Origin of the sequence: Streptococcus infantis (genome assembly GCF_047464215.1) — a bacterium.
Taxonomy (GTDB): domain Bacteria; phylum Bacillota; class Bacilli; order Lactobacillales; family Streptococcaceae; genus Streptococcus; species Streptococcus infantis_P.
In genome coordinates this window covers 1-25,915 of record NZ_JASHCG010000004.1, presented here as the reverse complement: position 1 = coordinate 25,915, position 25,915 = coordinate 1, and the positions used below count along the sequence as shown (strand labels likewise).

Annotated in this window: 28 protein-coding genes; 5 read left to right on the top strand and 23 right to left on the bottom strand. The window is 40.4% G+C overall.

Annotated features, from left to right (window positions below; genetic code table 11):
- Positions 1–37: 37 nt before the first annotated feature.
- From QM469_RS03455 to QM469_RS03430, 6 genes are all read right to left on the bottom strand, one after another.
- Positions 38–1,075, bottom strand: a complete 1,038-nt coding sequence (locus QM469_RS03455; RefSeq protein ID WP_000730764.1) for a SepM family pheromone-processing serine protease — start codon at positions 1,073–1,075, stop codon at positions 38–40.
- On the bottom strand, positions 1,059–1,547 hold the full coding sequence (coaD, locus tag QM469_RS03450; protein ID WP_153225126.1) for a pantetheine-phosphate adenylyltransferase: 489 nt from the start codon (positions 1,545–1,547) through the stop codon (positions 1,059–1,061). The genes QM469_RS03455 and coaD overlap by 17 nt, the downstream gene beginning before the upstream one ends.
- Complete coding sequence (gene rsmD / locus QM469_RS03445) at positions 1,537–2,076, bottom strand: 16S rRNA (guanine(966)-N(2))-methyltransferase RsmD (RefSeq protein WP_049509607.1); 540 nt, start codon at positions 2,074–2,076, stop codon at positions 1,537–1,539. The genes coaD and rsmD overlap by 11 nt, the downstream gene beginning before the upstream one ends.
- Positions 2,077–2,136: 60 nt before the next feature.
- Positions 2,137–3,129, bottom strand: coding sequence for an aspartate--ammonia ligase (gene asnA / locus QM469_RS03440; protein ID WP_281335223.1), 993 nt, complete (start codon positions 3,127–3,129; stop codon positions 2,137–2,139).
- A gap of 96 nt (positions 3,130–3,225) precedes the next feature.
- The gene (locus tag QM469_RS03435; RefSeq protein WP_281335222.1) at positions 3,226–3,909 is read right to left on the bottom strand and encodes a Bax inhibitor-1 family protein; all 684 of its coding nucleotides are present in this window, start codon (positions 3,907–3,909) and stop codon (positions 3,226–3,228) included.
- A gap of 53 nt (positions 3,910–3,962) precedes the next feature.
- Positions 3,963–4,703: a TrmH family RNA methyltransferase gene (locus QM469_RS03430; protein ID WP_281335221.1), complete on the bottom strand. Its 741-nt coding sequence runs from the start codon at positions 4,701–4,703 to the stop codon at positions 3,963–3,965.
- Positions 4,704–4,736: 33 nt separating this feature from the next.
- On the opposite strand from QM469_RS03430, the gene QM469_RS03425 reads away from it, so the two are divergent.
- The gene (locus QM469_RS03425) at positions 4,737–5,015 is read left to right on the top strand and encodes an acylphosphatase (RefSeq protein ID WP_001174501.1); all 279 of its coding nucleotides are present in this window, start codon (positions 4,737–4,739) and stop codon (positions 5,013–5,015) included.
- Between the two features lie 77 nt (positions 5,016–5,092).
- A complete protein-coding gene (gene yidC, locus QM469_RS03420) occupies positions 5,093–6,019 on the top strand; it encodes a membrane protein insertase YidC (RefSeq protein WP_414276622.1) in 927 nt (308 codons plus the stop codon).
- An 83-nt stretch (positions 6,020–6,102) separates the two neighbouring features.
- Here yidC and pflA read toward each other — a convergent pair whose 3' ends face one another.
- The 13 genes from pflA to QM469_RS03355 form a co-directional block, all read right to left on the bottom strand.
- The gene (gene pflA / locus QM469_RS03415) at positions 6,103–6,897 is read right to left on the bottom strand and encodes a pyruvate formate-lyase-activating protein (protein WP_001287990.1); all 795 of its coding nucleotides are present in this window, start codon (positions 6,895–6,897) and stop codon (positions 6,103–6,105) included.
- Positions 6,898–7,030: 133 nt separating this feature from the next.
- A complete protein-coding gene (locus QM469_RS03410; protein ID WP_049528287.1) occupies positions 7,031–8,284 on the bottom strand; it encodes a diaminopimelate decarboxylase in 1,254 nt (417 codons plus the stop codon).
- A 72-nt stretch (positions 8,285–8,356) separates the two neighbouring features.
- Positions 8,357–9,181 (bottom strand): pur operon repressor, encoded by an 825-nt coding sequence (purR, locus tag QM469_RS03405; RefSeq protein ID WP_049528290.1) that lies wholly within the window; start codon positions 9,179–9,181, stop codon positions 8,357–8,359.
- Between the two features lie 102 nt (positions 9,182–9,283).
- Positions 9,284–10,225 carry a 3'-5' exoribonuclease YhaM family protein gene (locus QM469_RS03400; protein WP_000703215.1) on the bottom strand — a complete coding sequence of 314 codons (942 nt, stop codon included), beginning with the start codon at positions 10,223–10,225 and terminating at the stop codon, positions 9,284–9,286.
- Positions 10,215–11,471, bottom strand: a complete 1,257-nt coding sequence (rmuC, locus tag QM469_RS03395) for a DNA recombination protein RmuC (protein ID WP_414276623.1) — start codon at positions 11,469–11,471, stop codon at positions 10,215–10,217. Before rmuC ends, QM469_RS03400 begins: the two co-directional genes overlap by 11 nt.
- 1 nt (position 11,472) lies before the next feature.
- Entirely contained in the window at positions 11,473–12,135 is a 663-nt protein-coding gene (locus tag QM469_RS03390) for a thiamine diphosphokinase (RefSeq protein ID WP_414276624.1), read from the bottom strand.
- A complete protein-coding gene (rpe, locus tag QM469_RS03385; protein ID WP_414276625.1) occupies positions 12,098–12,754 on the bottom strand; it encodes a ribulose-phosphate 3-epimerase in 657 nt (218 codons plus the stop codon). The genes QM469_RS03390 and rpe overlap by 38 nt, the downstream gene beginning before the upstream one ends.
- Before the next feature lie 10 nt (positions 12,755–12,764).
- On the bottom strand, positions 12,765–13,643 hold the full coding sequence (gene rsgA / locus QM469_RS03380) for a ribosome small subunit-dependent GTPase A (protein WP_414276626.1): 879 nt from the start codon (positions 13,641–13,643) through the stop codon (positions 12,765–12,767).
- A gap of 1 nt (position 13,644) precedes the next feature.
- Positions 13,645–14,517 carry a 16S rRNA (adenine(1518)-N(6)/adenine(1519)-N(6))-dimethyltransferase RsmA gene (gene rsmA, locus QM469_RS03375; RefSeq protein ID WP_049509632.1) on the bottom strand — a complete coding sequence of 291 codons (873 nt, stop codon included), beginning with the start codon at positions 14,515–14,517 and terminating at the stop codon, positions 13,645–13,647.
- 19 nt (positions 14,518–14,536) lie between these two features.
- Positions 14,537–15,250, bottom strand: a complete 714-nt coding sequence (locus QM469_RS03370) for a dimethyladenosine transferase (protein ID WP_315639883.1) — start codon at positions 15,248–15,250, stop codon at positions 14,537–14,539.
- Between the two features lie 89 nt (positions 15,251–15,339).
- Positions 15,340–16,767, bottom strand: coding sequence for an SseB family protein (locus QM469_RS03365; protein WP_414276627.1), 1,428 nt, complete (start codon positions 16,765–16,767; stop codon positions 15,340–15,342).
- A gap of 133 nt (positions 16,768–16,900) precedes the next feature.
- Positions 16,901–17,464 carry a ribonuclease M5 gene (gene rnmV, locus QM469_RS03360; RefSeq protein WP_414276628.1) on the bottom strand — a complete coding sequence of 188 codons (564 nt, stop codon included), beginning with the start codon at positions 17,462–17,464 and terminating at the stop codon, positions 16,901–16,903.
- Positions 17,461–18,237, bottom strand: a complete 777-nt coding sequence (locus tag QM469_RS03355) for a TatD family hydrolase (protein ID WP_223338766.1) — start codon at positions 18,235–18,237, stop codon at positions 17,461–17,463. Before QM469_RS03355 ends, rnmV begins: the two co-directional genes overlap by 4 nt.
- A 154-nt stretch (positions 18,238–18,391) precedes the next feature.
- On the opposite strand from QM469_RS03355, the gene QM469_RS03350 reads away from it, so the two are divergent.
- On the top strand, positions 18,392–20,236 hold the full coding sequence (locus tag QM469_RS03350; RefSeq protein ID WP_414276629.1) for an APC family permease: 1,845 nt from the start codon (positions 18,392–18,394) through the stop codon (positions 20,234–20,236).
- Between the two features lie 249 nt (positions 20,237–20,485).
- Here the strand turns inward: QM469_RS03350 and QM469_RS03345 are convergent, their stop codons facing one another.
- The 4 genes from QM469_RS03345 to QM469_RS03330 all read right to left on the bottom strand — a co-directional run bounded on the left by QM469_RS03345 (position 20,486) and on the right by QM469_RS03330 (position 24,190).
- Positions 20,486–22,450, bottom strand: a complete 1,965-nt coding sequence (locus tag QM469_RS03345; protein ID WP_414276630.1) for a peptide ABC transporter substrate-binding protein — start codon at positions 22,448–22,450, stop codon at positions 20,486–20,488.
- A gap of 133 nt (positions 22,451–22,583) precedes the next feature.
- A complete protein-coding gene (gene rpmH / locus QM469_RS03340) occupies positions 22,584–22,718 on the bottom strand; it encodes a 50S ribosomal protein L34 (RefSeq protein ID WP_000831905.1) in 135 nt (44 codons plus the stop codon).
- Positions 22,719–23,225: 507 nt separating this feature from the next.
- The gene (cadX, locus tag QM469_RS03335) at positions 23,226–23,564 is read right to left on the bottom strand and encodes a Cd(II)/Zn(II)-sensing metalloregulatory transcriptional regulator CadX (protein ID WP_414276631.1); all 339 of its coding nucleotides are present in this window, start codon (positions 23,562–23,564) and stop codon (positions 23,226–23,228) included.
- An 11-nt stretch (positions 23,565–23,575) separates the two neighbouring features.
- Positions 23,576–24,190 (bottom strand): CadD family cadmium resistance transporter, encoded by a 615-nt coding sequence (locus QM469_RS03330; protein ID WP_281335210.1) that lies wholly within the window; start codon positions 24,188–24,190, stop codon positions 23,576–23,578.
- Between the two features lie 28 nt (positions 24,191–24,218).
- Here QM469_RS03330 and QM469_RS03325 point away from each other — a divergent pair, with 28 nt between their 5' ends.
- Together QM469_RS03325 and QM469_RS03320 are read left to right on the top strand one after the other, a co-directional pair.
- Positions 24,219–24,347: a FanG protein gene (locus QM469_RS03325; RefSeq protein WP_414276634.1), complete on the top strand. Its 129-nt coding sequence runs from the start codon at positions 24,219–24,221 to the stop codon at positions 24,345–24,347.
- Between the two features lie 143 nt (positions 24,348–24,490).
- A protein-coding gene (locus QM469_RS03320; RefSeq protein ID WP_414286095.1) for an IS3 family transposase occupies positions 24,491–25,884 on the top strand; the annotation gives its coding sequence in 2 pieces (ribosomal slippage) (positions 24,491–24,932 and positions 24,932–25,884; 1,395 coding nt in all).
- The last annotated feature ends 31 nt before the right edge of the window (positions 25,885–25,915 follow it).

Genomic DNA, 25,915 nt, shown 5'->3' with positions numbered 1-25,915 from the left:
CTTTTTTTCTACGCTAGTTTAGGGATTCGCCTACTGTTTAGGGATTGTTTTTTAAATAGTCAATCGCATCTTGAAGCGTTTTGACTGGAACGATTTTCATGTCTGTTTTAATCATTTGAGCTGCTTCTAGAGCTGTGTCATAGTTACTCTTGGCATTTGGATTTGCCTTTTTAGCTTCCTCAGTTACTGGATTGTTAGGAGCAAAGAATACAGTAGCTCCCTTTTTAGCTGCGGCAACCACTTTTTTATCAATTCCGCCAATGTCACCTACGTTACCATCTCTATCGATGCTTCCGGTACCCGCAATGATACGTCCATTTCGAAGAGTAGGATCTGCAATTTGCGTATAGATGGATAAACTGAACATCATTCCGGCACTAGGACCTCCAATGCCAGCAGTTGAAAATTTGATTGGTACATCACTAGATACTTCTGTGCGGTCAATCAAACCTATTCCGATACCATTCTTCCCATTTTCTAGAGTAATGATCTTTCCTTCGGCAGTCTTAACTTTTCCATCCTCCTCATAAGTAACCTTCACCTGATCGCCTAGAGTTTGAGAATTAACGTAATCCACCATCTCTTTTGAACTCTCAAAAGTTTTATCATTCACAGCTGTTACGGTGTCAGCAATATTAAGAACTCCCTTGAAAGTCGAGTTATCTGTTACAGTCAAAACGTAGACACCCAAATATTTGAGCTCTATTTCCTTACCCGCCGTCTTTAGACCTTGATATTTGGCCATGTTTTGCGAAGTTTCCATGTAAAACTGGTTGATTCTCATAAATTCTGCATCTGATGAACCACCAGTCATCTCTTTGGCGCTATGTATGTCCGTGAAAGGAGTTAGCCAGGCATAAAACAAGTCAACCATTCTAGCGTGCTTAACTCCAACCGTCACAAATTGGTAGGAACCTTCCTCTTGGTCAGGTTGGTTATTAACTTGTAAAACCTTTCGAATATCTTCAGAAGTTCCTGGCACCTCGATATAATAAGGCAGGGGCACCGTAAAAGCGATAAAAGTGATAATGAGCCCAATAATGAGATATAAGGGCCATCTAGTTTTTTTCTTCATTGTTTAACTCCTCTAGGACAGCATTTGGTACATAATCACTGATATCTTGACCAAATTTCAATAGTTCTCTCACAGCTGAAGAGCTGATGTAAACATGCTCCGGCCGACTGTGAAGGTAGATTGTCTCCATTTCTCCTGCTAGCTGATGGTTGTAAAAATCAAAACTGGCTTCATACTGAAGATCTGTTGCATTACGCAAGCCACGCACCAAGACCTCTGCACCTAATTTTCTAGCAACATCAACGACTAATTCATCGTGAGAAGCTATGACTTGGACATTTTTGAGATGTGCTAGTGCTTTTTCAACAGTTTTCTTTCGGCTCTCAATCGTCAAAAATCCTGTTTTATGAGGATTATAAAAAATTCCTACATACAATTGATCAAAGAGCTTACTTGCACGCTCAATGAGATCCAAATGTCCATTGGTCATCGGATCAAAGGAACCTGTAAATAGCCCAATCTTATCTGACATAAACCGTCACCTTACTAATCCCATATATTTTTTCCTTCCAGATACCCAAACAGGCGATTTCTTCTGGAAGTTCTACTGATTTATCGGTTTCGCAAACCACCATGACATCTTCTGAAAAAAGATCTCTCTCTGCCATTTTTTCAATATCTGACACGATTTGTTCTTTTGCATAGGGAGGGTCCAAAAAAATTAGATCAAAGGCACCATCCACCTGTTCTAATGCACGACTGGATTCCATTTTCAATAATTGAAACTTGGAAGTTTCCTTAGTCATTCGGATATTTTCTGCGACTATATTCTGGGCTCGGCGATCCTTCTCGACCAGAACGGCACTGGACATCCCTCTTGAGACTGCTTCGATGGATAGACCACCACTGCCAGCATAAAGATCTAGCACTCGCCCACCTTCAAAGTAGGGACCAATCATATTAAAAATAGCGCCCCTTACCTTATCTGAAGTAGGTCGAGTTGTTTTACCGTCCAGCGTCTTTAAAGGACGCCCTCCGTAGATACCTGATACGATTTTCATACCGTATATTATACCAAATTCTTATCAAAAAAAGAAAATCGAACCTTACGGCTCGATTGATTAAAGAATATTTTCGTAGGTGTCTCTCACTTCTTGTGGCCAAACACTGGTTTGGACTTCACCGATGTGCTTCTTACGAAGCAGGAACATAGCCATACGAGATTGGCCAATTCCTCCACCAATTGTCAATGGGAAGAGGCCGTTTAAGAGAGCTTTGTGCCACTCCAAAGAAAGGCGGTCTTCGTCTCCTGTGATAGCTACTTGGCGACGGAGGGTGTCTTCATCGACACGAATGCCCATTGAAGACAATTCAAAGGCTGCACCCAAATTATCATTCCAAACAAGGATGTCCCCATTCAAGCCATGATAGCCATTTTCAGATTCAGTTGTCCAGTCATCATAGTCTGGTGCACGTCCATCATGAGGTTTTCCATCTGACAATTCTCCACCGATACCAATTAGGAAGACCGCACCGAACTCCTTACAGATAGCATTTTCACGTTCTTTTGGTGTCAAGTCTGGGTAGCGTTCTACCAACTCTTCTGTATGGATAAAGGTAATTTGCTTAGGCAAAATTGACTCAATATCATAGCGTGCTTCTACTGCTAACTCTGTCAAACGAATCGCCTTATAAATCTTTTCTACCGTTTCTTTAAGATAGGCAAGATTGCGCTGTCCGTTTGGAATAACTTTTTCCCAGTCCCACTGGTCTACATAGACTGAGTGAGTCGCATCTAGTGAATCTTCGTCTGGACGAAGGGCCTTCATGTGAACAAAGAGGCCTTCACCCTCGCCAAAACCAAAACGGGCCAAGGTATGGCGCTTCCACTTAGCAAGCGAATGTACCACCTCATAAGATTCATCTGGAATTTGCAAAACCTTAACAGAAACTGGATGTTCAATCCCTGAAAGGTTATCCTGCATCCCGTCCCCAACTTTACTCAAGATTGGACCCTGCACTTCTACAACTTCTAACTTATCTTTCAAATACTGGGTAAAGGTATTTTTTACAAAGGAAATTTCTTCCTGTTGATGGATAAAACTTTTCTTCATACATCTCTCCTTTTGAATAATAAGATGATTATACCCTTTTGCTAGTAAAAATAAAAGTAAAAATTTAAAAAAGAGCTCATTTGAGCTCTAAAAGTATTAATCGTCACTTCCAAAGATACGCAAGAAGCTAAGAAAAAGGTTGATAAAGTCAAGGTAGAGGCTAAGCGCCAAAGAAATTGCCCAACCTGTAGCGACTTGACCATTTGATTCTTCATAAACATAGCGAATCTTTTGGTTATCCCAAGCAATCAAACCTGCAAAAACAAGAACCATGACTATACTGATAATGTAGTCAAAGAGACCACTGTTTAAAAATACATTGACAATCATAGCTAAAATGAAACCTACCAAGGCTGCAATCAAAGCACGCCCGATACCACTCAAGTCCTTTTTAATCACAACTCCGACAATTGCCATGACAAAGAAAAGGGCAGCGCTGGAAATGAAAGCCGTTAGAACCGTTCCTGGTAGATAGAGCGACACGATGAAACTCAGTGAAAAACCGTTCACTACTGAATAGATGAGAAACATCGGAAGAGCTGCTGGGCTATTTTTATAAGCCATATTACTGGCTGCAATTACAAGAGCAACTTCAACTACTCCTGTCACGATTAGCCATATGCGGGCATTAAGCATCAACTGAACAAGAAGGTCTTGGAAGGTTGTTAACATCAAGGCTGAAACAAGTGCAGATAAGGCGATCCCAATTCCTACAAAAGCATAAACTTTTGCATAAAATTGATTCAAACCTGAACGTTCTTGAATAATTGTTTGATTCATATCTTTTTCTCCTTATGAAATCTTTTTACTGATTATAACAAAAATCAAATCATTTAACTCAAATAAAACATGAGTATACCTGCAGCAATGGCGACATTGAGGCTTTCTGCCTGCCCTTTCATGCTGATGTGGACCAATTGATCTGCCTGGTCTGTCATGAATGGACTAATGCCTTGACCTTCATTCCCCATGACTAAGACAAAATCTTCTAACCGAGTCAGTTCACGATAATCTTTAGAGTTTTGTGATAAGGTGGTTGCCAGAATTGGTAAACCGCTCTTTTTAGCTTGTTCCACAAACCCTTCGACAGACATGCGATAAATCGGCAAATGGAAATGACTGCCTTGCATGGAGCGAAGCGTTTTGAGGCTATAGATATCTGCTGACTTGCTGGAAACGATGACTCCAGAAAAACCTGCTGCATCTGCCGTCCGAATCATGGTCCCAACATTTCCAGGATCCTGCACATCTTCTAAGAAAAGATATTTCCCCCGACTCAAATCTGGTAACTGCTCATCCTCCTTTTGAACAATGGCAACAATGCCCTGAGGCGTTTGAGAATCTGCTAAATCGAGCAAGATTTCTTCTGTCACAAGGACAGTCTGAGGATAGTCTACTAATTTTTCACCATACTCTGCGAGAGCAAAAATTTTCTCAATCTTTGCACCAGCTTGAATAGCTTCTTCAAACAGATGCCATCCCTCAATCAGATATGAGGTTTTCCGATATTTTTTTCGATGTAATTTTTTGGCATTTTTCACCACAGAATTGGCTTTAGAGGTTATAATAGTCATAGAAATATTATAACACAATCAAGGAGGTTTGGTATGCAAAAGGTTAAAATGATCGCCCAAGGTCGCGTCCAAGGAGTGGGCTTCCGCTGGGGTGTCTATACCCTAGCTCTAGAACTAGGTGGCATTACGGGTCGTGTCTGGAATAACGATGACGGAACCGTTGAAATCCTTGCCCAAGCAGAATCTTCAGCCATCATGGCTAAATTTATCCAAGAGATCCGAAAAGGCCCTACCCCATTCTCTAAAGTAACCTATCTTGATGTTCAATTGAGTAACTTTCCATCTTATTCAGACTTCAAAGTCGCAAATTAGGTCTCTAGAACTATTGTATATTTTCCAAAAAAACAGTAGAATAGAAAGGTATAATTTTTAAAGAAGGAATAAAAACAGTGAAATCAATTAAACGAATCGCTCTCTCAGTCATGGGAGTGGCTATGCTATTAGTCTTGACAGGTTGTGTCCAGGTTGATAAATCAACAGGACTCCCAACTGGTCCCGTTTGGGATTTCTTGGGTGCTCCAATGGGAGAAGCTATCAAATACTTCGCTAATGATCAAGGTCTCGGTTTCGGTGTTGGGATCATCATCGTAACCATTATCGTTCGCTTGATTATCCTCCCACTTGGTATCTACCAATCATGGAAGGCGACCCTTCACTCTGAAAAGATGAACGCTCTCAAGCACGTCCTTGAACCACATCAGACTCGCCTGAAAGAAGCAACGACACAAGAAGAAAAATTAGAAGCTCAACAAGCTCTCTTTGCTGCTCAAAAAGAGCACGGCATCAGCATGTTTGGCGGCGTGGGATGTTTCCCTATCCTCATTCAAATGCCTTTCTTCTCTGCTATCTACTTTGCTGCCCAACATACTGAAGGAGTTGCCCAAGCAAGCTACCTAGGAATTCCTCTAGGCTCACCTAGTATGATTTTGGTTGCCTTTGCTGGTATCCTTTACTATCTTCAATCACTCCTTTCTTTACATGGAGTTGTGGATGAAACTCAAAGAGAACAAATCAAGAAGATGCTCTATATGAGCCCCCTCATGATTGTCGTGTTCTCTGTCTTCTCACCAGCCAGCGTTACACTTTACTGGGTTGTCGGTGGTTTCATGATGATCCTTCAACAATTTATCATCAACTACATCGTTCGTCCAAAACTTCGTAAAAAAGTACGTGAAGAATTTGCTAAGAACCCACCAAAAGCAAGCAAAACTTCAAGCACTCGTAAAGATGTAACCCCTGAACCAGCAACAGCTATCACAACTTCTAACAAGAAGAAAAACAAAAAACGCAATGCTGGAAAACAACATTCTAAATAAAAAATAAAAGGCTTAGCTTAAATGCTGAGCCTTTTCTATAGTCAAAAAGAGGCCGAGAAAAAATTCCGACCTCTTCTTTCATTTTATCCATGTACACGTTTCATGTAATCTTGATAGCTTTCTGTATCCATCAATTCCTTAGCATTCTTAACACGATCTGCTGTTGGAGGTTTAACTCCTTCAAGTGAATACGGAATCCCAAGCTCACGCCATTTGAACTCACCCATAGTGTGATAAGGCAAGATTTCAAACTTATCAACATTTTTGAGAGTTTTTACAAACTTACCAAGTTCAATCAAATCTTCATCGCGGTCTGTCAATCCTGGCACTAGCACGTGACGAATCCAAACAGGTTTACCGATTTCTGACAAGTACTGAGCACAAGCCAGAATATTTTTATTGGTTTGACTGGTAACAATCTTGTGTTGTGCTTCGTTGATTTCCTTGATATCAAGGAGAACCAAGTCTGTCACGGCCATTAACTTGTTGAACTTTTCTAGATAGCGTGGTTTGTTACGGAATGGAAGGGCACAAGTATCCAAGGTACAGTGGATACCCTTTTCTTTTGCCTTGGTAAAGAGGGCAATCAAGAAATCAATCTGCAAGAGGGCTTCTCCTCCGCTGACTGTGATACCTCCCTTGTCTCCCCAGAAACCACGATAACGAAGCGCTTCTTCTAGAACATCATCTACTGTTCGTACACGAGATTTATTGGTTTCCATAGCCCAAGTATCAGGGTTATGGCAGTATTGGCAACGCATCTGACAGCCTTGCAAAAAGACAATAAAACGAATTCCAGGGCCATCTACCGCCCCAAAACTCTCTGTCGAATGCACCATTCCTGTCACTTGTCCATAGTCAATTATTTCCTCAGACATATCGTTACCTTCCTTGAAAACGTTTTATAGTCTTTATTATACCATGACTGAAAAGAAAAACCACAGATTTTGCCTATTTTTTAGAAAACAATCTGTTTTTCACTTTCAACTTTCATGATTTTCAAAATATTTATTAATCCTTGTCAAAATCAAACCCATAGAGAGTCGCAAAATAATCCTCTGGTCGCTCTGCTCGGCGGATCAAGCGTGCTCCACCGTCCTCTGTATAGAGAATTTCTGCCGAACGAAGTTTGGCATTGTACTGGTATCCCATAGAGAAGCCATGCGCACCTGTATCATGAATAACTAACAAATCACCAATTTCTGTTTGAGGTAATTCACGATTAACTGCAAACTTATCGTTGTTTTCACAAAGGGAGCCAACAACATCAACTACTTCAGTCTGACCATCAGGATGCATCATATTGGTGATGTGGTGATAAGCACCATACATAGCTGGTCTCATAAGGTTAACAGCTGACGCATCTACTCCTAGATAAGTACGATAGGTTTTCTTTTTATGAGTAACTTTTGTAACGAGAATGCCATGAGGTGCCAACATAAAACGTCCTAGTTCTGTAAAGATCTTAACCTGACCAAGGCCTGCTGGTGTCAAAACCTCTTCATAAACCTGACGAACTCCCTCACCAATCAAAGCGATGTCATTAGGCTCTTGATCTGGGCGATAGTTGACCCCGATACCACCAGAAAGATTGATAAAGTCCAGTGAAATACCTAACTTTTCCTTGATTTCTACCGCTAACTCAAAGAGCTGGCGAGCCAATTCTGGATAATAGAGATGAGTAACAGTATTGGAAGCTAGGAAGGAATGAATCCCAAAGGTTTTAGCTCCCTTTTCTTTCAAGATGGCAAAGGCTTCAAAAAGCTGTTCCTTAGTCATCCCGAACTTAGCTTCACCAGGATTATCCATAATGTCCGTGCCCAGTTCAAATACGCCACCAGGATTGTAACGGCAAGAGATGATTTCTGGGATGCCTGCTGCACGTTCCAAATGCTCGATATCTTCAAAGGCATCTAAATTAATCGTCGCACCTAATTCACGAGCATAAGCATACTCTCTATCTGGGGTGTTATTAGATGAAAACATCATATCCGCCCCTGTAAACCCAAGCTTGTGACTCATTAAGAGTTCTACATAACTAGAACAATCCACTCCACATCCTTCTTCTTGCAAAATCTTCAAGATAGCTGGTGTTGGGGTTGCTTTAACTGCGAAGTATTCTTTAAAGCCCTTATTCCAAGAAAAGGCCTTGTTTACTGCGCGTGCTTTCTCACGAATCCCTTTTTCATCGTAAAGATGGAATGGGGTTGGAAACTCCTCAACAATCTTTTCTAAGGCATCACGTTTAATAAATGGTGTTTTCATAGGACTCCTTCATATTCATTATCAAAGAAAGGCTGGGACGAAAGTTCCAACCTTTGTATTTCAAGTCAATTCTTATTTTTCTGTATCGAAGATATTTCCAACTTCAACAGCAATTTGTTGGTTCTTCACATCAATGTTCGTGACTCTCAAGAGTGACTTGTAGTCAAACTGTTGTTCACGGTCTTCCTGTGCATTATCAGCAAAGACAGCTACACCAGCCAACTCTGAATCAAACTCAGACAAGAGGCTAATCATCCCGTTAATGGTTCCTCCACCCTTCAAGAAGTCATCGACGATCAAGACACGACTTCCTGCTTTGAGGCTACGTTTTGAAAGGAACATCTTTTCGATACGGTCACTAGAACCTGAAACATAGTTGACACTAACAGTTGAACCTTCAGTGATTTTCAAGTCGCGACGGACAATGACAAATGGTACGTTGAGGACATTTGCTACCGCATTCGCAAGCGGAACCCCTTTGGTCGCAACAGTCATAACGGCATCAATCTTCTGATCCATAAAGCTCTTAGCAATAATGCGACCGATATTTTTCAAAATAGCTGGAGTGCTCAATAGGTCAGATAAATAAATGTAGCCACCTGGCAGAATGCGGTCACTCTCTGAAAGTTTATCACGAAGCTCTTCGATAATCGTTTTAGACTCAAGGGTAGAGATCGATGGTGTAAAAATAACACCACCACCAGCACCTGTCACCGTTTGAATATGACCGATTTCAATTTCTTCGAAAGCACGTTTAATGATGACGATATCTTCAGAAATAGACGATTTGGCAGATTCATACTTTTCCGCAAAGGTGTTGAGACTGGTTAATTTGTATGGATTGTTAATCAAGTAATTGGAAATGACAACCATCCGATCACTTCTTCTTAATTTCATTATATTTTTACCATTCTTTTTTATTTAGTCTTTTTCTCATTATATCACACTAAAGCAAAAAAACGAACTTTATTGCCTAAATAAAGTTCATTTTTTTAGTTTCTAGTCTAATTTTGGCTTGTAGAAGGAACGATTGTCCATAGCAAAGACTTTATTGGTCATTTCTCCCTCATCAACAAGGGCCAGAGCTGTTGTCATCATCATCATGCTGGCATCCAAATTATCAATCATATGAATAATTTCTGCTTCCATCACTCGAGGACGAACTGGACTACCATACTCAAGGAGACCATGATGACTGAGAATGACATGGCGAAGAAGTACAACTTCTTCTCTGGTATCATCAATGCCAAGCTCCATTACTGCTTTGGTAATTTCGCTATCAATCAGAGCGATATGACCGATAAGGTTTCCTCTTACTGTGTACTCTGTCTGGTCAGGACCTGTCAACTCAATAACCTTGGCCAGGTCATGCAACATAATCCCCGCGTAGAGCAAGCTCTTATTGAGCTGAGGATAAATATCTGCAATTGCTTCTGCTAAACGAACCATAGTAGCTGTATGATAAGCAAGACCTGTTTCAAAGGCATGATGGTTGGTCTTAGCAGCTGGATAGGAGTAGAATTCCTTGTCATACTTAGTGTAGAGATTCCGAACAATTCGCTGCCAAATTGGATTTTCAATTTTAAAAATCATCTGCGCCATATACTCACGAATCTCTTTGGCATCTACTGGAGATTTAACCTTGAAGTCCGCTGGGTCATTTGGTTCGCCAGGTTGTGGTAAGCGAAGGGTGATTTGATTAACCTGAGGCGTATTGTTGTACACTTCACGACGACCTTGCATATGGACTACTTTCCCTGCTGTAAAGGTTTCAACATTGTGGGGTTGAGCATCCCAGAGCTTCCCTTCGATTTCTCCACTATCATCTTGGAAGGTGAAGGCTAGGTAATTTTTCCCAGCACGTGTCTGTCTCAGGTCAGCTGACTTGATCAGGTAAAAGCCTTCAAAAAGCTCATCTTTCTTCATGTGACTAATCTTCATATTCTTCCTCATCTTCTTGGAATTGGAGCAAATCAAGCGCAGGCTCACCTTCTGATAACTCAATGTGACGAAGCGTTCGCTCGATAGCTGTAGTACGACGGTTTAATAAATCATCAATATTGCCAGAGGCATGTTGGAGATGTTTTTGTGCCTTGACCAGAACACCTCCAAACTTGCCAAATTCTGTTTTGACACTAGCTAGGGTTTTACTGATATGGTCTGCACTCTTTTGGATATTGAGAGTCTTGAAGCCAACTGATAAGGAGTTAAGAAGAGCCGACAAGGTACTTGGACCTGCAACAATAATCTGTTCCTCCCGTCTCAAATCATCAAAGAAAATCGGATTGCGAACGATTTCCGAATAGAGACCTTCTGTCGGAACAAACAAGACTCCAAAATTAGTTGTCCGAGGTGGCGCCAGGTACTTACTCTTGATATCCTTGGCAAAACGCTTGACGCTTGCTAAGAGAGACTTACGGCAGCGCTCGATTTCATCCTTATCACCTGCTTCATAGGCTTCTTCCAGACGGTAATAATCCGCCAGGGGAAACTTAGAATCAATCGGTAGATAAACATATTCCTGGTCACCTTTCCCAGGTAACTTGATGGCGTATTCCACACGTTCACTAGAGTTTTCAACTGTAGCAAATTCTCGTTCATACTGGGCAGGTGTCATGATGTCCTCTATGATTTGCCCCAGTTGTAATTCACCTAGAATTCCTCGCGTTTTAGTTCCAGAAAGGACTTTATTAAGCGCACCGACATCTCGCGCAACCGTCTGCATTTCACCCAGACCACGATTGACAGATTCCAGTTGTTTAGATACCGTCTCGAAGGAGGCCTGCAAGCGTGTCTGCAAGGTCTTTTCTAATTTTTCCTCAACCGTTTGGCGCATTTGTTCCAAGCGTTGCTCATTTGATTCCTGCAAGGCTTGGAGGCGTTGGTCGGTCTTATCTCTTGTTTGAAGGAGGTTCTCATTCATTTCCTGCCGAACTTGAGTTAAGCCTTGGTGCAATTCAATACGCACCTCCTGCAAACGGTCACTAACAGCTACTTCTAGATTTTTTTGATCTAGCTGACTAGCTTGTCTGGCTTGTTCAAATCGATAATCTAGCTGGTCTGATAGGTTATCTGCTTGGTCCTCCAAGCTCTTGGTCAGATATTTTTCCTGCTTGTCCTGCCTTTGCCAAATAAGAAAGAGGCCGGCTAGATTAGCAACTAATAAAACAACAAGTAAACTTTCCATCCTACCTCCTGTCCTTACTATGCAGCACAACCACATAACCATCTGGGCAAGTCACCGAAACTTCCCTATCTATATATTCGTTAGAAGCGTAAACTTTCTTAAAGAAAAAATTCTCCTCTGTCAGTTCATACTTGGCACCGAGTATTGTCAAACGACTATCCCTCACAGGCATAAAGGCCAAATAATCATAGTCCGAACGTGGTTCAAGTTGACTGGTTCCTTCTGGACAGTAACGAATCAAATTTTGCCCATCCTCAATCTCTATTTGGCACATATAGGGTGCCAATTTGGAATTACTGGGTAGAAAGACATTGGCCAACATATGATCGATGCGACCACCTAGGGCACCAAAAATGGTCACCTGAGCTTGAGGATTTTTTTCAAAAATCGTTAACAGTGCTAGTTCCAGATCGGTATCATCTTTTTCTGGCTGGGCTTGCACAAAATACTGGGCACGTTTTTGAATCACCTGACGTTCGTCTGCAGTCACCGAATCAAAATCTCCAACTGCTAGAGCAAGAGGAAGTTTTTTCTCTAGTACCCAAAGCGAGCCTCGATCCACACCGACAAAGCAATCAAAATCTGTTCGATAGTGACCACGGTCTCCGCCGGCAAAAACAGCAACCCTAGTCCAGTTGTTTTCTGAGAGCTTGCACTCGTTCATTGACATCTCCCTTAAAGACATAGGACCCTGCTACAAAAACTGTTGCACCAGCTTCTTTGGCTTGAGCAATGGTTTTATCATCAATCCCACCATCCACTTCGATCTCAAAGTTCAAATCTTTTTCCTCACGAAGGGAAACCAATTCACGTATCTTATCCATGGTTTCTGGCAGAAAGGCTTGCCCACCGAAGCCAGGATTCACCGTCATGACCAAGACTTGATCAACTAAGTGAAGCACATGCTTGATAGACTCAACAGGCGTACCAGGATTGATGACTACCGAAGGTTTGACACCGAGAGAACGAATCTTTTGGAGAGCGCCATGGATATGAGGTGTTGCCTCGACATGGATGCTGATAATATCCGCTCCTGCACGCGCAAAATCTTCTAAATGATGTTCGGGAATTGATACCATCAAGTGGCAATCAAAGACCATCTTGCTGTGGGGGCGAAGACTTTCAACCACACCTGCACCAAAACTAATTTGGGGTACAAAGTGACCATCCATGATATCGATGTGGGCATATTCTGCCCCAGTTGCTTCTAGGCGTTTAATTTCACGTTCAAAGTTGGCATAATCCGCTGCCAGAATTGACGGAGCAATCTTGTATTGAGACATAGGTTTCTCCTTATTTTGGAATTTTTTTGCTGACTTTTTTATAGGTTTCTCTACGATTTTCAATCTCACTGAGGAATTGCAGGTAGTTGTCAAAACGGAAGGTAGCAATGATCCCCTCTTCTACTGCTGGTTTCACTGCGCAAGATGGCTCATGGGTATGAGTACATGTACGGAACTTACAGTCTCGGCTGACAGAGGCAATCTCTGGAAAGGCCTGGTTGAGGTCTTCTGACGTCGATACTTCATAATCTAGCGATGAAAAACCTGGTGTATCTGCGATTTTCCCACCATTGAGGTTGTAAAAACTAACAGCTCGAGTAGTATGGCGACCGCGACCCAGACTGTCTGAGATTTCTCCTGTTTCAAGATTGAGATCTGGTGCGATTTTATTGAGAAGGGTTGACTTCCCAACACCTGTCTGCCCCATGAAGACCGTAACTTTATCTGTCAACAAGGGCAAGAGTTCCTCTTTACTCGTCACAAAGTCGTAACCAATAGCATCATAGGTTTTCTCGTAGAAATCCAGTTCTCTCCTATCCTCTAGTAAGTCCATTTTGGAAATATAGACGATAGGATGAATGTTCTTGTGTTCCAAAAGAACCAAGAAGCGATCCAGCAAGTTGCTATTAAAGTCAGGTTCTTTAACGGACATAATGACAACGGCTTGGTCAATATTGACAATCGGTGGGCGAACCAGACTATTTTTTCGTTCATGAATCTTGAGAATATAGCCTTCGGAATTTTCCTCCGCAGAAAAATCTACCCAATCTCCAACATAGGGCGTGTGACCTTTTTTACGGAAATTCCCACGCGCCCGTGTTTGATAAACCTGACCATCACTTTCCACATAGTAGAAGCCGGCCAAGGCTTTAATGATTTGTCCCTGCATCCTAGAGTCCTTGTCCTTTAAGCGCATCTGCTAGACTGGCAAATTCTTCTAAGCCAAGAGCTTCTCCTCGTACACTTGGGGATAGTCCGGCCTGGTCCAAAGCCTTAGTCAGTTTGTCCTTGACTTCCTCAGTCTTGCCAAAGTAACCTGTCAAGTTGTTCCATAAGGTCTTGCGACGATGGGTGAAACTAGCCTTGGAAACCTTAAAGAAGAAGTTCTCATCTTTTACTGCTACAGCCGGTTCTGGGCGACGTACCATTTTCAGGATAGCTGAGTCCACGTTGGGCGCTGGCACAAAGACCGTGCGAGGTACGATAAAAGCAACCTTGGCAGTCATATAATACTGAACGGCAATCGATAAGCTGCCGTAAGCCTTGGTATTTGGTTGAGCAGAGATACGATCTGCCACTTCTCTTTGCATCATAACCACAAACTCACTAAACGGAATGCCACTTTCAATCAAGTGCATGAGAATAGGTGTCGTGATATAGTAGGGTAAGTTGGCTACTACCTTGATTGGCAAGTCAGGATTTTTGAAATTCTGGATATGTTGCGCTAGGTCAACTTTTAGAATGTCCTCGTTGACTACGGTCACATTGTCAAAATCTCGCAAGGTATCCGCTAGGATTGGTACCAAGCGGTGGTCAATCTCAAAGGCCATAACTTCAGCTGCACGCTCAGCCAAAAATTCCGTCAAGGCGCCAATCCCTGGCCCGATTTCGATGACATTGACCTGGTCATCAATTTCAGCCGTATCAACAATTTTTTGAAGGATATTGGTATCGGTCAAGAAATTTTGTCCGAAGGACTTTTTAAAAGTAAAGCCGTGACGCTCCAGCACTGCCTTGGTCACGCTATAATCTGCAATTCTCATTTATTCTCTTTTCTATTTATTAGCTAAAAATAATATATAAAACCCACATAATTCCTAGTGCCAACAAAATCCAAAACACTAAAAGAACACGAGGCTTGTTCCCTTTTGAATCAGATCCAGTCATATCAAGCACTTTCTTATCTTCTTGGGGGTTCGTTTTCTTCAGTTCATCCTGATAGGCAACCGAATCTAGAATATTGTCTTCTGGCAATAATTCTGAAGCATAATAGTCAGGAAAACCCATAGCAAGACCAATTAAGTTCTTTTCAGTCAAAGAAAAATCTAAATCTTTGGGTTGATTTTCCCGAATAGCCCGTATATTTTTTAACAGTTTATCAGAAACAACAGACACTTGGTCCATAAAAACAACATCTAAAGGATCAAATCCGAGCACATCACCATCTTTTACGTTTGCAAGAATATAACGAACAAAGGCATCATATAGTTGCACGGATTGCGGGGCATTTTCTTCTAAAAAAGATCGGTTTTTGAGGGCATTCTGCTGGAATTTTTCAATAGAAAGCAAGATAGCTACATTCTGCTCTTGGTAAAATCTTTCTGCTTGCTCTTCATCTTCTTCCAGTTTTTCTGCTGTTTCCCAGAGAGCAATCGGAGCTTTTAAATCTTCTTCATCCCAAAACAATTGCCAAAAATAGGGTATTGTGTAGATGCCTTCTGTTAAGATACGAGCTTCATCTCTGTTTTTTAAGTAAATATAACTTCTATTTGCCATATCATTTCCTTTCACAACCTTTGAAAAAGGTTAGTGGTTCAAGTAGGATGTAGATAAAACTATATAGTTTCCCAATGTAAAGAAACTCTCTAATCTTTAGCGCTGCCTTCTAGTTCCTCACCAAGCTTTTGCATCTCTTTAAAAGCTGTTAGGCTAACATAGGCACCCGCTTCATAGTATTCCGTTGGATTAATGGCATAGTCAAAAACTTCAATCATGCCTCCTGCTTCTTCAATCATGCCATTCCATTTTTCATCAAAGACCATTCGCAGACGTTTCCAATCAGTAAATACAGGCACAGAATTTCGCCCATCTTTTCCTTCTTTAACTGGAATGTTGAAACTAGAATCTTTTTCTAAAACGAAGGAATTTCCTTCCTGACTATCGCCCTTAAATTCCGAAGCCGCATCTAGAGGAATTAGGAATTTAGCTTTCGGCATAGCTTCTGAAAAGAACTTATAATAGAGCTTATAAATTACTTCTTCATCTTCTGTCGTCGGGCTATCCAATTGTCCCATCAACAACATCCATCTTACTAGGTCAGGATTCATTACAGGAACTTGTATTTCTGGTAAATCAGAAAAATCTGGTTTTTGGACTAAGGCTGAAGCACTGATGCTGACTTCCTTGGAATTAAAGATTGCTCCCAAGGCACCATTTAAGTAAAAGGCTGTTCCAAGGAAATTCTCAATCCCTTTTTTATCTTCCGTATTTTCAATCAGTTTTACGACAGAGTTTGGTCGACTATCAATGGTTTCCTTGAATTGGCGATACCAAGATGGCGTCAAAAGCATGATCATGGGATCCGTACAGAGATACCCCTCTTCTCCCCTGTCATAGGTCGTTGAGAAAAGATAGGGTTCGCCTGTTTTTTCTGAGAAAACTGCATAAACTGAATCTGCTGCTAACAATTTGTCCTTGACGATTTCCGCTAGACCTTCCAACTTGCGAGTGTTGGCTTGATAGCTTTCTTCACTTTCAGTTTCCTGATTTTGACGGCATTTCCATAAAAAGAGACGTAAAATTTCTACGCTATCATCAAGGCTAGCTGCCAAATAGTCTTCATTTGTTAACTGACCCTCTTGGATGGCTACAAAAGCACGATAAAGAGCATCTGAATAGCTAGATAATTTTTGCTCTTCCTCAATACCTGAACTAAAGAGCACACTTCCTTTTTTCAGTTTATCCAAAGAAGGAATCCTATCAACCACTAGATGGGCAAGAACTTCATCAGTTAGACTATCTGCATCTTTGTTTTGACTGCTGAGTTTTTTAACCTCTACAGTACCAAGACTTTCCATTCCTTGGTCGGGATTGCAAAACTGCAACTGATCCCCAACCTTGAGACTACCTTCTAGACTCCCAACAATCAATAATTGATTCGTTTCCTTCATCGGGAACAAATCTAGAACTCCAATACATGCATTGTTTTTAGATTCTTCTCTTTCTTTCTGTGCTTCACTTATTTCAGTTGCCTCTGCAGTTTCTGTCTTTTTTAAAAAATCAAAGATTCCCATAACTTTTCCTCATTGTCTCCACTTAGCGCAAATCCTATGGAGTCACTTTTCTAATGCTTGCTACCAAGCCTGATTAAACCGTATATGATTACTTCTATTGTATCATATTCCCCCTACATTTTGGGGGAGTTTCTCAATCCTCATACGATTTCATGGCATCTTCAACTTCAGCTAGACTGATGCCAAATAATTCTAAACGCTTGAGAAGTTGTTTACCATTGGAATAACCGATACGAAGGCTTTCTCCTAAATATTCTCTGCGTTTTCGGCTGTCTGCTCCAGCTAGAAAACCAAGGCGAATCAAGTCACTACGGCTAATATCAAAGTCACTTTCTACTTCAAATTGCTCTGTTACTTGAGCCAGTGCTGTTTTCAAGTCTTCATAACTGGCATGTTCGATTCCTAGGGAACGTCCCTTGGTCTTGGACTTGGGAGCAGCTTCATCACGTTTGAGAAAGGCATGCTGGACTGTTGGGATGGCGGTCATAATCAGGCGCCGGATTCGTTCCCCATTATAATCAGGATCTGTAAAGACAATCACCCCATAACGTTCATGTAGACGTTGGATTCGTTCAAGATCCTGCTCATTGATAGCCGATCCACGAGTCTCATAGGTCTCCACATCAAAATAACGTTTAAGATTGACCGTATCATCGCGTCCTTCAACTACGATGACTTGGGAAATTTTCTCTTTCATGATTTACTTTCCAATCCAAAGATGCCTTCTGCATTGGCACTTGTCGCAGCAGCTAATTCTTCCGTCGTCATGTCACGCAAGTCGGCAATAAAGTCTACTACATAGCGCGTGTAAGCTGTCTTATTTTCACGCCCACGCTTGGGTACTGGGGCTAAATAAGGCGCATCTGTCTCTACCAAAATCTTATCCAAAGGTAACTCTTTGGCTGCTTCCTGAATATCTGTCGCCTTCTTGAAAGTCACCACTCCAGAAAAGGAAATAGTCATACCAAGATCTACAAACTTCTCCGCCCAATCCAAAGAACCTGAAAAGGAGTGCATAATCCCTCCACGAGGTCCGACTCCCTCGCTCTTAATAATCTCATAAGTGTCTTCTAGCGCATCACGGGTGTGAACTACAAAAGGTAAGTCCAGTTCCTTAGATAGCTGAATCTGACGACGGAAAACTTGTTCCTGTACTTCTTTAGGGGCTGTCATCCAGTGGTAGTCCAAACCAATCTCGCCCAAGGCAACAATTTTTGGATGTTTTAGTTTTTCTAACAAGTAAGACTCCACTTCCTCTGTGTATGTCCCTGCTTCCGTTGGATGCCAGCCAATCGTAGCATAGAGTTGGTCATACTTGTCCACTAGTTCAAGAGCACGCTCAATAGTCGGTTTGTCAAAACCAACAATATTCATCCGAGTTACACCCATTTCAGCCGCTAAGGCAAGTTCTTCTTCTTCGCGTCCCAAAAATTCTTCCACATTCAAGTGGGTATGTGTATCAAAAATCATTTATATTCCCTCATTTTTTCTACCTTCTATTATACCAAAAAACTAGTCTCATTCTTATAGGAAAAAATATTTTGAAATCACTCATTTTTTCTTGACGGTATTTTTTCGTAGCAGTATAATAACTCTTGTTGAAATTTTCAGAAAAGGAAAGAAAATGTTTACAAAACTAAAATATACCTTTATTGGTCGTCCCCTTAAGTCCTTAACTGAAGGCGAGGGAGGACTACTTGGAAAAACGCAGGCACTCGCAATGCTATCAAGCGATGCTCTATCATCTATTGCCTACGGGCCTGAACAGGTCATTCTCGTATTGGCTAGTCTTTCTCCGCTTGCTATCTGGTGGAGTCTTCCTATCGGCATTTTTGTCCTCTTACTATTAGCTAGCCTGACCATTTCTTACCGACAAATCATCCATGCCTACCCTCAAGGTGGAGGTGCCTATATGGTTACTCGAGAAAACCTCTCCCCTGAGTTAGGTTTGATTGCTGGGGGAAGTCTGCTTGTTGACTACATGCTAACAGTAGCCGTATCAGTGGCGGCAGGCGCTGACGCTATCACTGCTGCATTTCCTGCCCTCCATCCTTACAACCTCCACATCTCCATTTTTCTAGTATGTTTGCTCATGCTTTTGAATCTGCGAGGCTTGAAGGAATCTGCCAGCTCTCTGATGATCCCTGTCTACCTCTTTATCTTTAGTACGGTCTTCCTCTTATTGTTTGGTATCTTCCAACTATTGACTGGTTCTCTCAGCTATCATGCAACTTCTGCAATTGGTCAAACTGTCCCAAGTCTCTCAATTGTCCTAATTTTAAGAGCCTTCACCAGCGGTTCAGCTTCATTAACTGGAGTTGAAGCCATCTCAAATGCCGTTCCATTTTTCAAGACTCCTAAAGAGAAAAACGCAGCCCAGACGCTTACTATCATGTCTCTGATTCTTGGATTTCTATTTGCAGGAATTACCTTCCTAAACTACTGGATGGGCATTACTCCTCAACACGGAGAAACAATCCTTTCACAGATGGCTAAAGGGATTTTAGGGGATTCTACTCTCGGTCAGATTGTTTATTATCTCTTCCAATTCTCAACAGCCCTAATCCTAGCCGTTGCTGCAAATACTGGTTTTTCTGCCTTTCCGATGTTGGCTTACAATATGGCCAAGAACAAGTACATGCCCCATCTCTTTATGGAGAAGGGAGACCGCCTAGGTTACTCAAATGGTATCTTAACACTAGCCTTTGGCGCTATGATTCTTCTGCTCATTTTTAACGGAAATACAGAACGCTTGATTCCTCTCTATACTATCGGAGTTTTCGTTCCTTTTGCACTTTCTCAAACAGGGATGATTCGCCACTGGAAAAAAGAAAAAGGCTCTCATTTCTTAAAGTCTGCCTTTGCTAACATCCTCGGCGCTATCATTTGTTACGCTATCGTCCTTATTCTACTCCTCTTCAGGCTTGGAGATATCTGGCCATTCTTCCCAATTATCCTGGTCCTAACCTTCCTATTTCTGTCCATCCACAGTCATTACCAAAAAGTGGCCAAACAACTTCGACTCTATGAAGGGATTCAAAAGCAAAGCTACGATGGCAATGTCGTTCTTGTATTAGTGGGAAATGTTACTCGAGTCAGTGTTGGAGCGATTAATTACGCTCAAAGCATCGGAGATGAAGTTTTGGCCATGCATATTTCCACCAAGGAAACCGAAGAAAAAGACCAAGAAATCCTCCAAGAATTTGCCGACTACTTCCCAAATATTACTCTTAAAAACATTAATACCAGCTATCGCGATATTATCACACCTACAGTTCGATATGTTCGAAAAATATCTCAAGAAGCCAAGAAAAAGAACTACACGGTTACAGTTCTTGTACCCCAGTTTATCCCTAACAAACCTTGGCAAAATATCCTCCACAATCAAATGAGCCTTAAATTAAAATATGCTCTCAGATGGCACGAAGATGTCGTTATTGCTAGCTATTCATATCATTTGAAAGAATAAAGAAAAGGCATTACCAGAACCAATAAGCTCCTGGTAATGCCTTTTTTCTGAATCTAGTCCCTAAAATTAGACTTATACTCAATGAAAATCAAAGAGCAAACTAGGAAACTAGCCGCAGGCTGCTCAAAGCACTGCTTTGAGGTTGTGGATAGAACTGACGAAGTCAGTAACCATACCTACGGAAAGGCGACGTTGACGCAGTTTGAAGAGATTTTCGAAGAGTATTAAAATTTTATTGATAACCTTCTTCTATCGAACGTGGTTAACCAAATCTTCTTGGGCTTTTTTATTAGACTCAGCTTTTTCTTTTTGCCATTTTTCATAAAGTTCTTGGTACTGTTTAGCTGTCACAGGTTCCTTTTGCAATTCAACATATTTGTAGTTGTCCGCATCTCCTTTGTGCCCAACAAATGAGAAGGCCCCTGTAAACGGAACTGTCTTACGGAAAATAGGATTTGCTCCTGCACTTTGAACTGGTAGGAAGAGAGCACTATCTGTCAACCAAGCTTGAACTTCGGCAAATTTTTCATAACGTGTTTGCGTATTTTCATTCTCACTATCTGCCGCATCCAACAACTTCTTGTAGGTAGCTAGACCGAGTTTTTCCTTGATCTCATTGTCTTTTCCTGGAGTCAAGCCAAGATTTTTCAACTGAGAACCAGAGTCTGGATCCAAAAGGTCAAGATAGGTTTTCGGATCTGAGAAATCTCCACTCCACCCTGAGATATCGATGTCATAATCCTTTTGATCGGCGGTATCCGCAAAGAAGGTAGCATTGTCTTTCTCATCTGGTGACAATTGAATGATATCAATCACAACATTATCTGATCCAAGCGTTGCTTCAACGGTTTGCTTGAAGGAGCTTGCTTGCTGAACATCCAACTTAGCAGTTTGGTCTACCAACATATCCAAGTGGATAGGGAAGGTCACGCCTTCTGCTTGCAAACTTTCTTTAGCCTTGGCAAATTCAGCCTTAGCTTTTTCAGGGTCCAAGAAAGCAGCTTGAGCATCGTTCAGATTGATATTAGACCACTCTGTACCATAGTTGACCATCTTTTCATTGACAGCATCCCCAAAGTTTTTGCCACCGATTTGAACAAAGTTACTTGGTGTGACTGTATTTCGAAGGATTCGATCAGCCCCATCTTCTCCATTTGTCTGGGCAGCATAGGCATGACGGTCAAAGGCAAAGTTAATAGCTTGACGGAAATCTTTATTTTGCATTGCTAGACGTGAGTCCGTCTTTTCTTTATCCGTCTGTTTCATGGTTTGCTTGTAGCTTTGACGATTAACATTGAAGAGATAATAGAAGGTTATAGCATTTTGAGGAGTATAAGTAATCTTGTCCTCATTCCCTTTTTTCAACTGGTCAAAGACTGAGCTTGTTGGGAAGGTACGCCCGTCTGTATAGTTGCCTTCTAAGAATCCTCTAGCCAAACTGTCTTGGTCTGAACCGTCATAGAAGGAAAGTTTTACTTTCTCAATCTTCACATTGTCCTTGTCCCAATAATTAGGATTCTTTTCAAACTCAATCAAAGATTTTGAAGTGAATGATTTGAATAAATATGGCCCATTTGACAGGATACTAGATGGAGTTACACTTCCAAATTCGTCCCCCTTAGATTTCAAAAAGGCTTCATTGACTGGACTCAAAATTCCACCTGTTGTCTTAGAATTCCAGTAGGACTCTGGCTTGTTTAAGGTATATTGGAGAGTATAGTCATCGACTGCCTTGATTCCAACAGTCTCAAAGTCTGATGATTGCCCCTCAATATAGTCCGCCAAACCTTTGATAGAGTCTTGCACCAAGTACAAGTTTTCTGCCTTTTTATCCGCAGCATACTTTAGGCCTGTCACAAAGTCGTGAGCTGTTACTTCAGCATATTCTTCTCCTTCAGAGGTATACCACTTAACACCTTGGCGAATTTTGTAAGTATAAGTCAAGCCATCTTTTGATACTGTCCATGATTCAGCCATGGAAGGAACCAGATTGCCATACTTATCATTTTCCAACAGTCCATCAATCAAGTTTGTTGTAATGCTGGATGTCGAGCCACGTGTCGAAGTAATGTAGTCTAATGTATCTGGATTGCTAGCAAATACATAAGAGTAGGTTTTATCAGATGCATTTGACTGTGTCGAGCTACAAGCTACCATCAAGAAGCTAGCACTCAAAATTCCAACCCCTAGTAAGAGAGCTTTTGATTTTTTCATAAATATTCTCCATTTATATAGTATATGAAATATTATAGAAAAAATAGAAAGCTTATACAAACTATTATTTTAGGGCAAAACAAAAGCCAGTAGACTCGAGTTCCTACTGACTTCATTGTTGAATTCGTTTGGATTATGCAGCCAAAACTTTGCGTCCTTTACGACGACGAGCTGCCAATACGCGACGACCGTTTTTAGTTGACATACGGTTACGGAATCCGTGTTTACGCGCACGACGTAGTTTACTTGGTTGATAAGTACGTTTCACGATGAATACCTCCTCATAGATTTTGTATTCGTTTAGCCGGCTATAAAGTGATCAGTTACTAAACATACTTTACTATTCTATCTGATTCTTTTGCATTTGTCAATAGCTCTGACAAATGTTTCCAGCTTTTTTGCTGAGGAGATAATTTGAAAATCCTTCCAATTTACTTTCGAAATCTATAAAATATCTAATGTACTAGTAATTTACCCAATTGGTACACTCAAAGTTCCAAGTTTTTCCTCTTGAAACCTTCCGCCTGCCTATTAAATGTAAAAGGTGTTTTCTATATTTTCCTTCTGTCACTTCTTGCATTTAAAAAGCAACAACACCGTAGGATGACGATTCTACCGTCTTTTAATTGGCAATAAACAAGATATTTAGTAATAATCCTTTCTAGTTATCATCGATTAAATCTCATTTTTAAAAAAACTAATATGTGTAGTTATCTAAAACCTCTATCTATTCTTCTTAAACAACACAAAAACGCTCTAGACGTAAAAATAGTTGTTATCCTAGTTGATTAAAAAAATCTCTGATTTCCTCATCTTTTATAAAATAATATATAATTTTCCCCTCTCTTCTAGTGTCCAAGATGTTTTGATTGGCTAGTTTACGAAGATGGTGGGAGGCAGATGCCATACTGAGATCTAGTAAACAGGCTATATCACAGACACAGAGTTCTTCAACAGCAAGGAGATAAAAGATGATATTTATCTGTTTATTATCGGTAAACTTTGTTAAAATGCGAAGTGATTTTTGGACTTTTTCCTTTTCAAGGTAGTTCGTTGCGGTTGTAACATTTTGTTGATTTATAATATTCACTTGGCATATACTATCTTTTTTCATAATTTTTTCTCCTAGCCGAACACAGTCCTTAGCATGTCAAAGCTGTTGTTTTCAATCAGGATATACATCCCCAATCCTAAATAAACAACGGCAATAAACCATCTGCTATATTTTTCCAAAGTTTCTCCAACAGAAGGGACTTGTGCCAATTTTTGGGCAGAAAAAACCAAGAGATAAATCATGACTAGAAAAGTAAGTAAAGCCACTATCAAATTCGCTAAATTTAAGGTAATAAAATATGGGACAAAAACACCAATATTGTCAGCACCACAACTTGCAAAAGTAATCATAGCGACTAGAAAAATCAGGTTTTTATTATCTTTGCGCAAACCATCTTTTGCAATAGCTTCTCCATCAGAATCTCCTAAAAGCAAAACTTTGAATCCTAGGAAAATTGGAATCAAACCGAGCAAACCTAAAATCTCTTTACTAGGAATATAATTTAAGACAAATGCAAAAAGTAAACTTAGCAATATTAGACTAACAGAGCCTAGAAATTGTCCTAAATAGATGTTAATGATGTCTTTTCTGCTTTTTCTTTTGGCAAAAAATAACATTAGGATAATAAGTAAGTCTACGGCTGTCCCAGAATACAGGATTATTGAAGTAACAACATTTTGAATCATAAAATACCTCATTCAAATATATTTTTGAATATATTTTAACATTAAACTTTATAGATGTCAACTTCAGCTCCATCAAAATATAGATAAGAAGGTAGTGTACCAAACATTAAAAAGCCCTGCCATCGAAATGATAGCAGAGCTTAATTTCAATATCTAAATGATATATTTATCTAAAAAAGGTAGTGAAAAAGGTAGAGATTGAACTGAAATATAGTAAAATTAACAAAAGAAAAAAACGCTTGGAATGAACTGCACCCCAAAAGTTAGACATAAAAATCTAACTTTTGGGGTATTTTTATTATGAAATTAACTTATGATGATAAAGTTCAGATCTATGAACTTAGAAAACAAGGATATAGCATAGAGAAGCTTTCAAATAAATTTGGGATAAATAATTCTAATATTAGGTACATGATTAAATTGATTGATCGTTACGGAATAGAGTTCGTCAAAAAAGGAAAAAATCGTTACTATTCTCCTGATTTAAAACAAGAAATGATTAATAAAGTCTTACATGAAGGCTGGACTAAAGATAGAGTTTCTCTTGAATACGGTCTCCCAAGTCGTACGATACTTCTTAATTGGCTAGCACAATACAAGAAAAACGGGTATACTATTGTTGAGAAAACAAGAGGGAGAGTACCTAAAATGGGACGTAAGCCAAAAACGAGACCTGAAGAGAGGACAGAATTAGAACGTCTTCAAGCAGAAAATGAGTACCTGAGAGCGGAGAATGCTATCCTAAAAAAGTTAAGAGAACTCCAATTGAAGGAGGAAAAAGAGAAAGAAGAAAGACAGAAATTGTTCAAGAATTAATTACTGAGTTTTCGTTAGATATTCTTCTAAAAGCCATTAAACTAGCTCGTTCGACCTACTACTATCACTTGAAACAGCTAGACAAACCAGATAAGGACCAAGAGCTTAAAGCTAAAATTCAATCCATTTTTATCGAACATAAGGGAAATTATGGTTATCGTCGGATTCATTTAGAACTAAGAAATCGTGGATATCTGGTAAATCATAAAAGAGTTCAACGCTTGCTGAAAGTACTCAATTTACAAGCTAAAATGCGACAGAAACGAAAATATTCTTCTCATAAAGGAGACGTTGGCAAGAAGGCAGATAATCTTATTCAACGCCGATTTGAAGCAACCAAACCAATGGAAAAGTGTTATACGGATGTGACAGAGTTTACCATTCCAAATAGCACTCAGAAACTCTATTTATCGCCCGTTTTAGATGGTTTCAACAGCGAAATCATCGCTTATCATCTTTCTACTTCACCGAACTTGGAACAAGTGAAGAGCATGTTAAAACAGGCCTTCACAGAGAAGTACTATGAGAATACGATTCTCCATAGTGACCAAGGATGGCAATACCAACACGATTTTTATCATCATTTTTTAAAGAATAAGGGAATCCAACCATCTATGTCACGTAAGGGGAATAGCCCAGATAACGGTATGATGGAATCTTTCTTTGGCATTCTTAAGACTGAAATGTTTTATGGTTATGAGAATACGTTTCAGTCACTTGAGCACTTGGAACAAGCTATTGTAGACTATATTGATTACTACAACAACAAACGAATTAAGGTAAAACTAAAACATACTAAGATTAGTAGTGAGGAAATCTCCGACGGGAGAAAGTACTCACTACTTTTTCGTTATGTTAAAGTAGTGGTGTCTTGTTAAGTCGATAAGTCCTTTGGCGCTAGACGTCGTA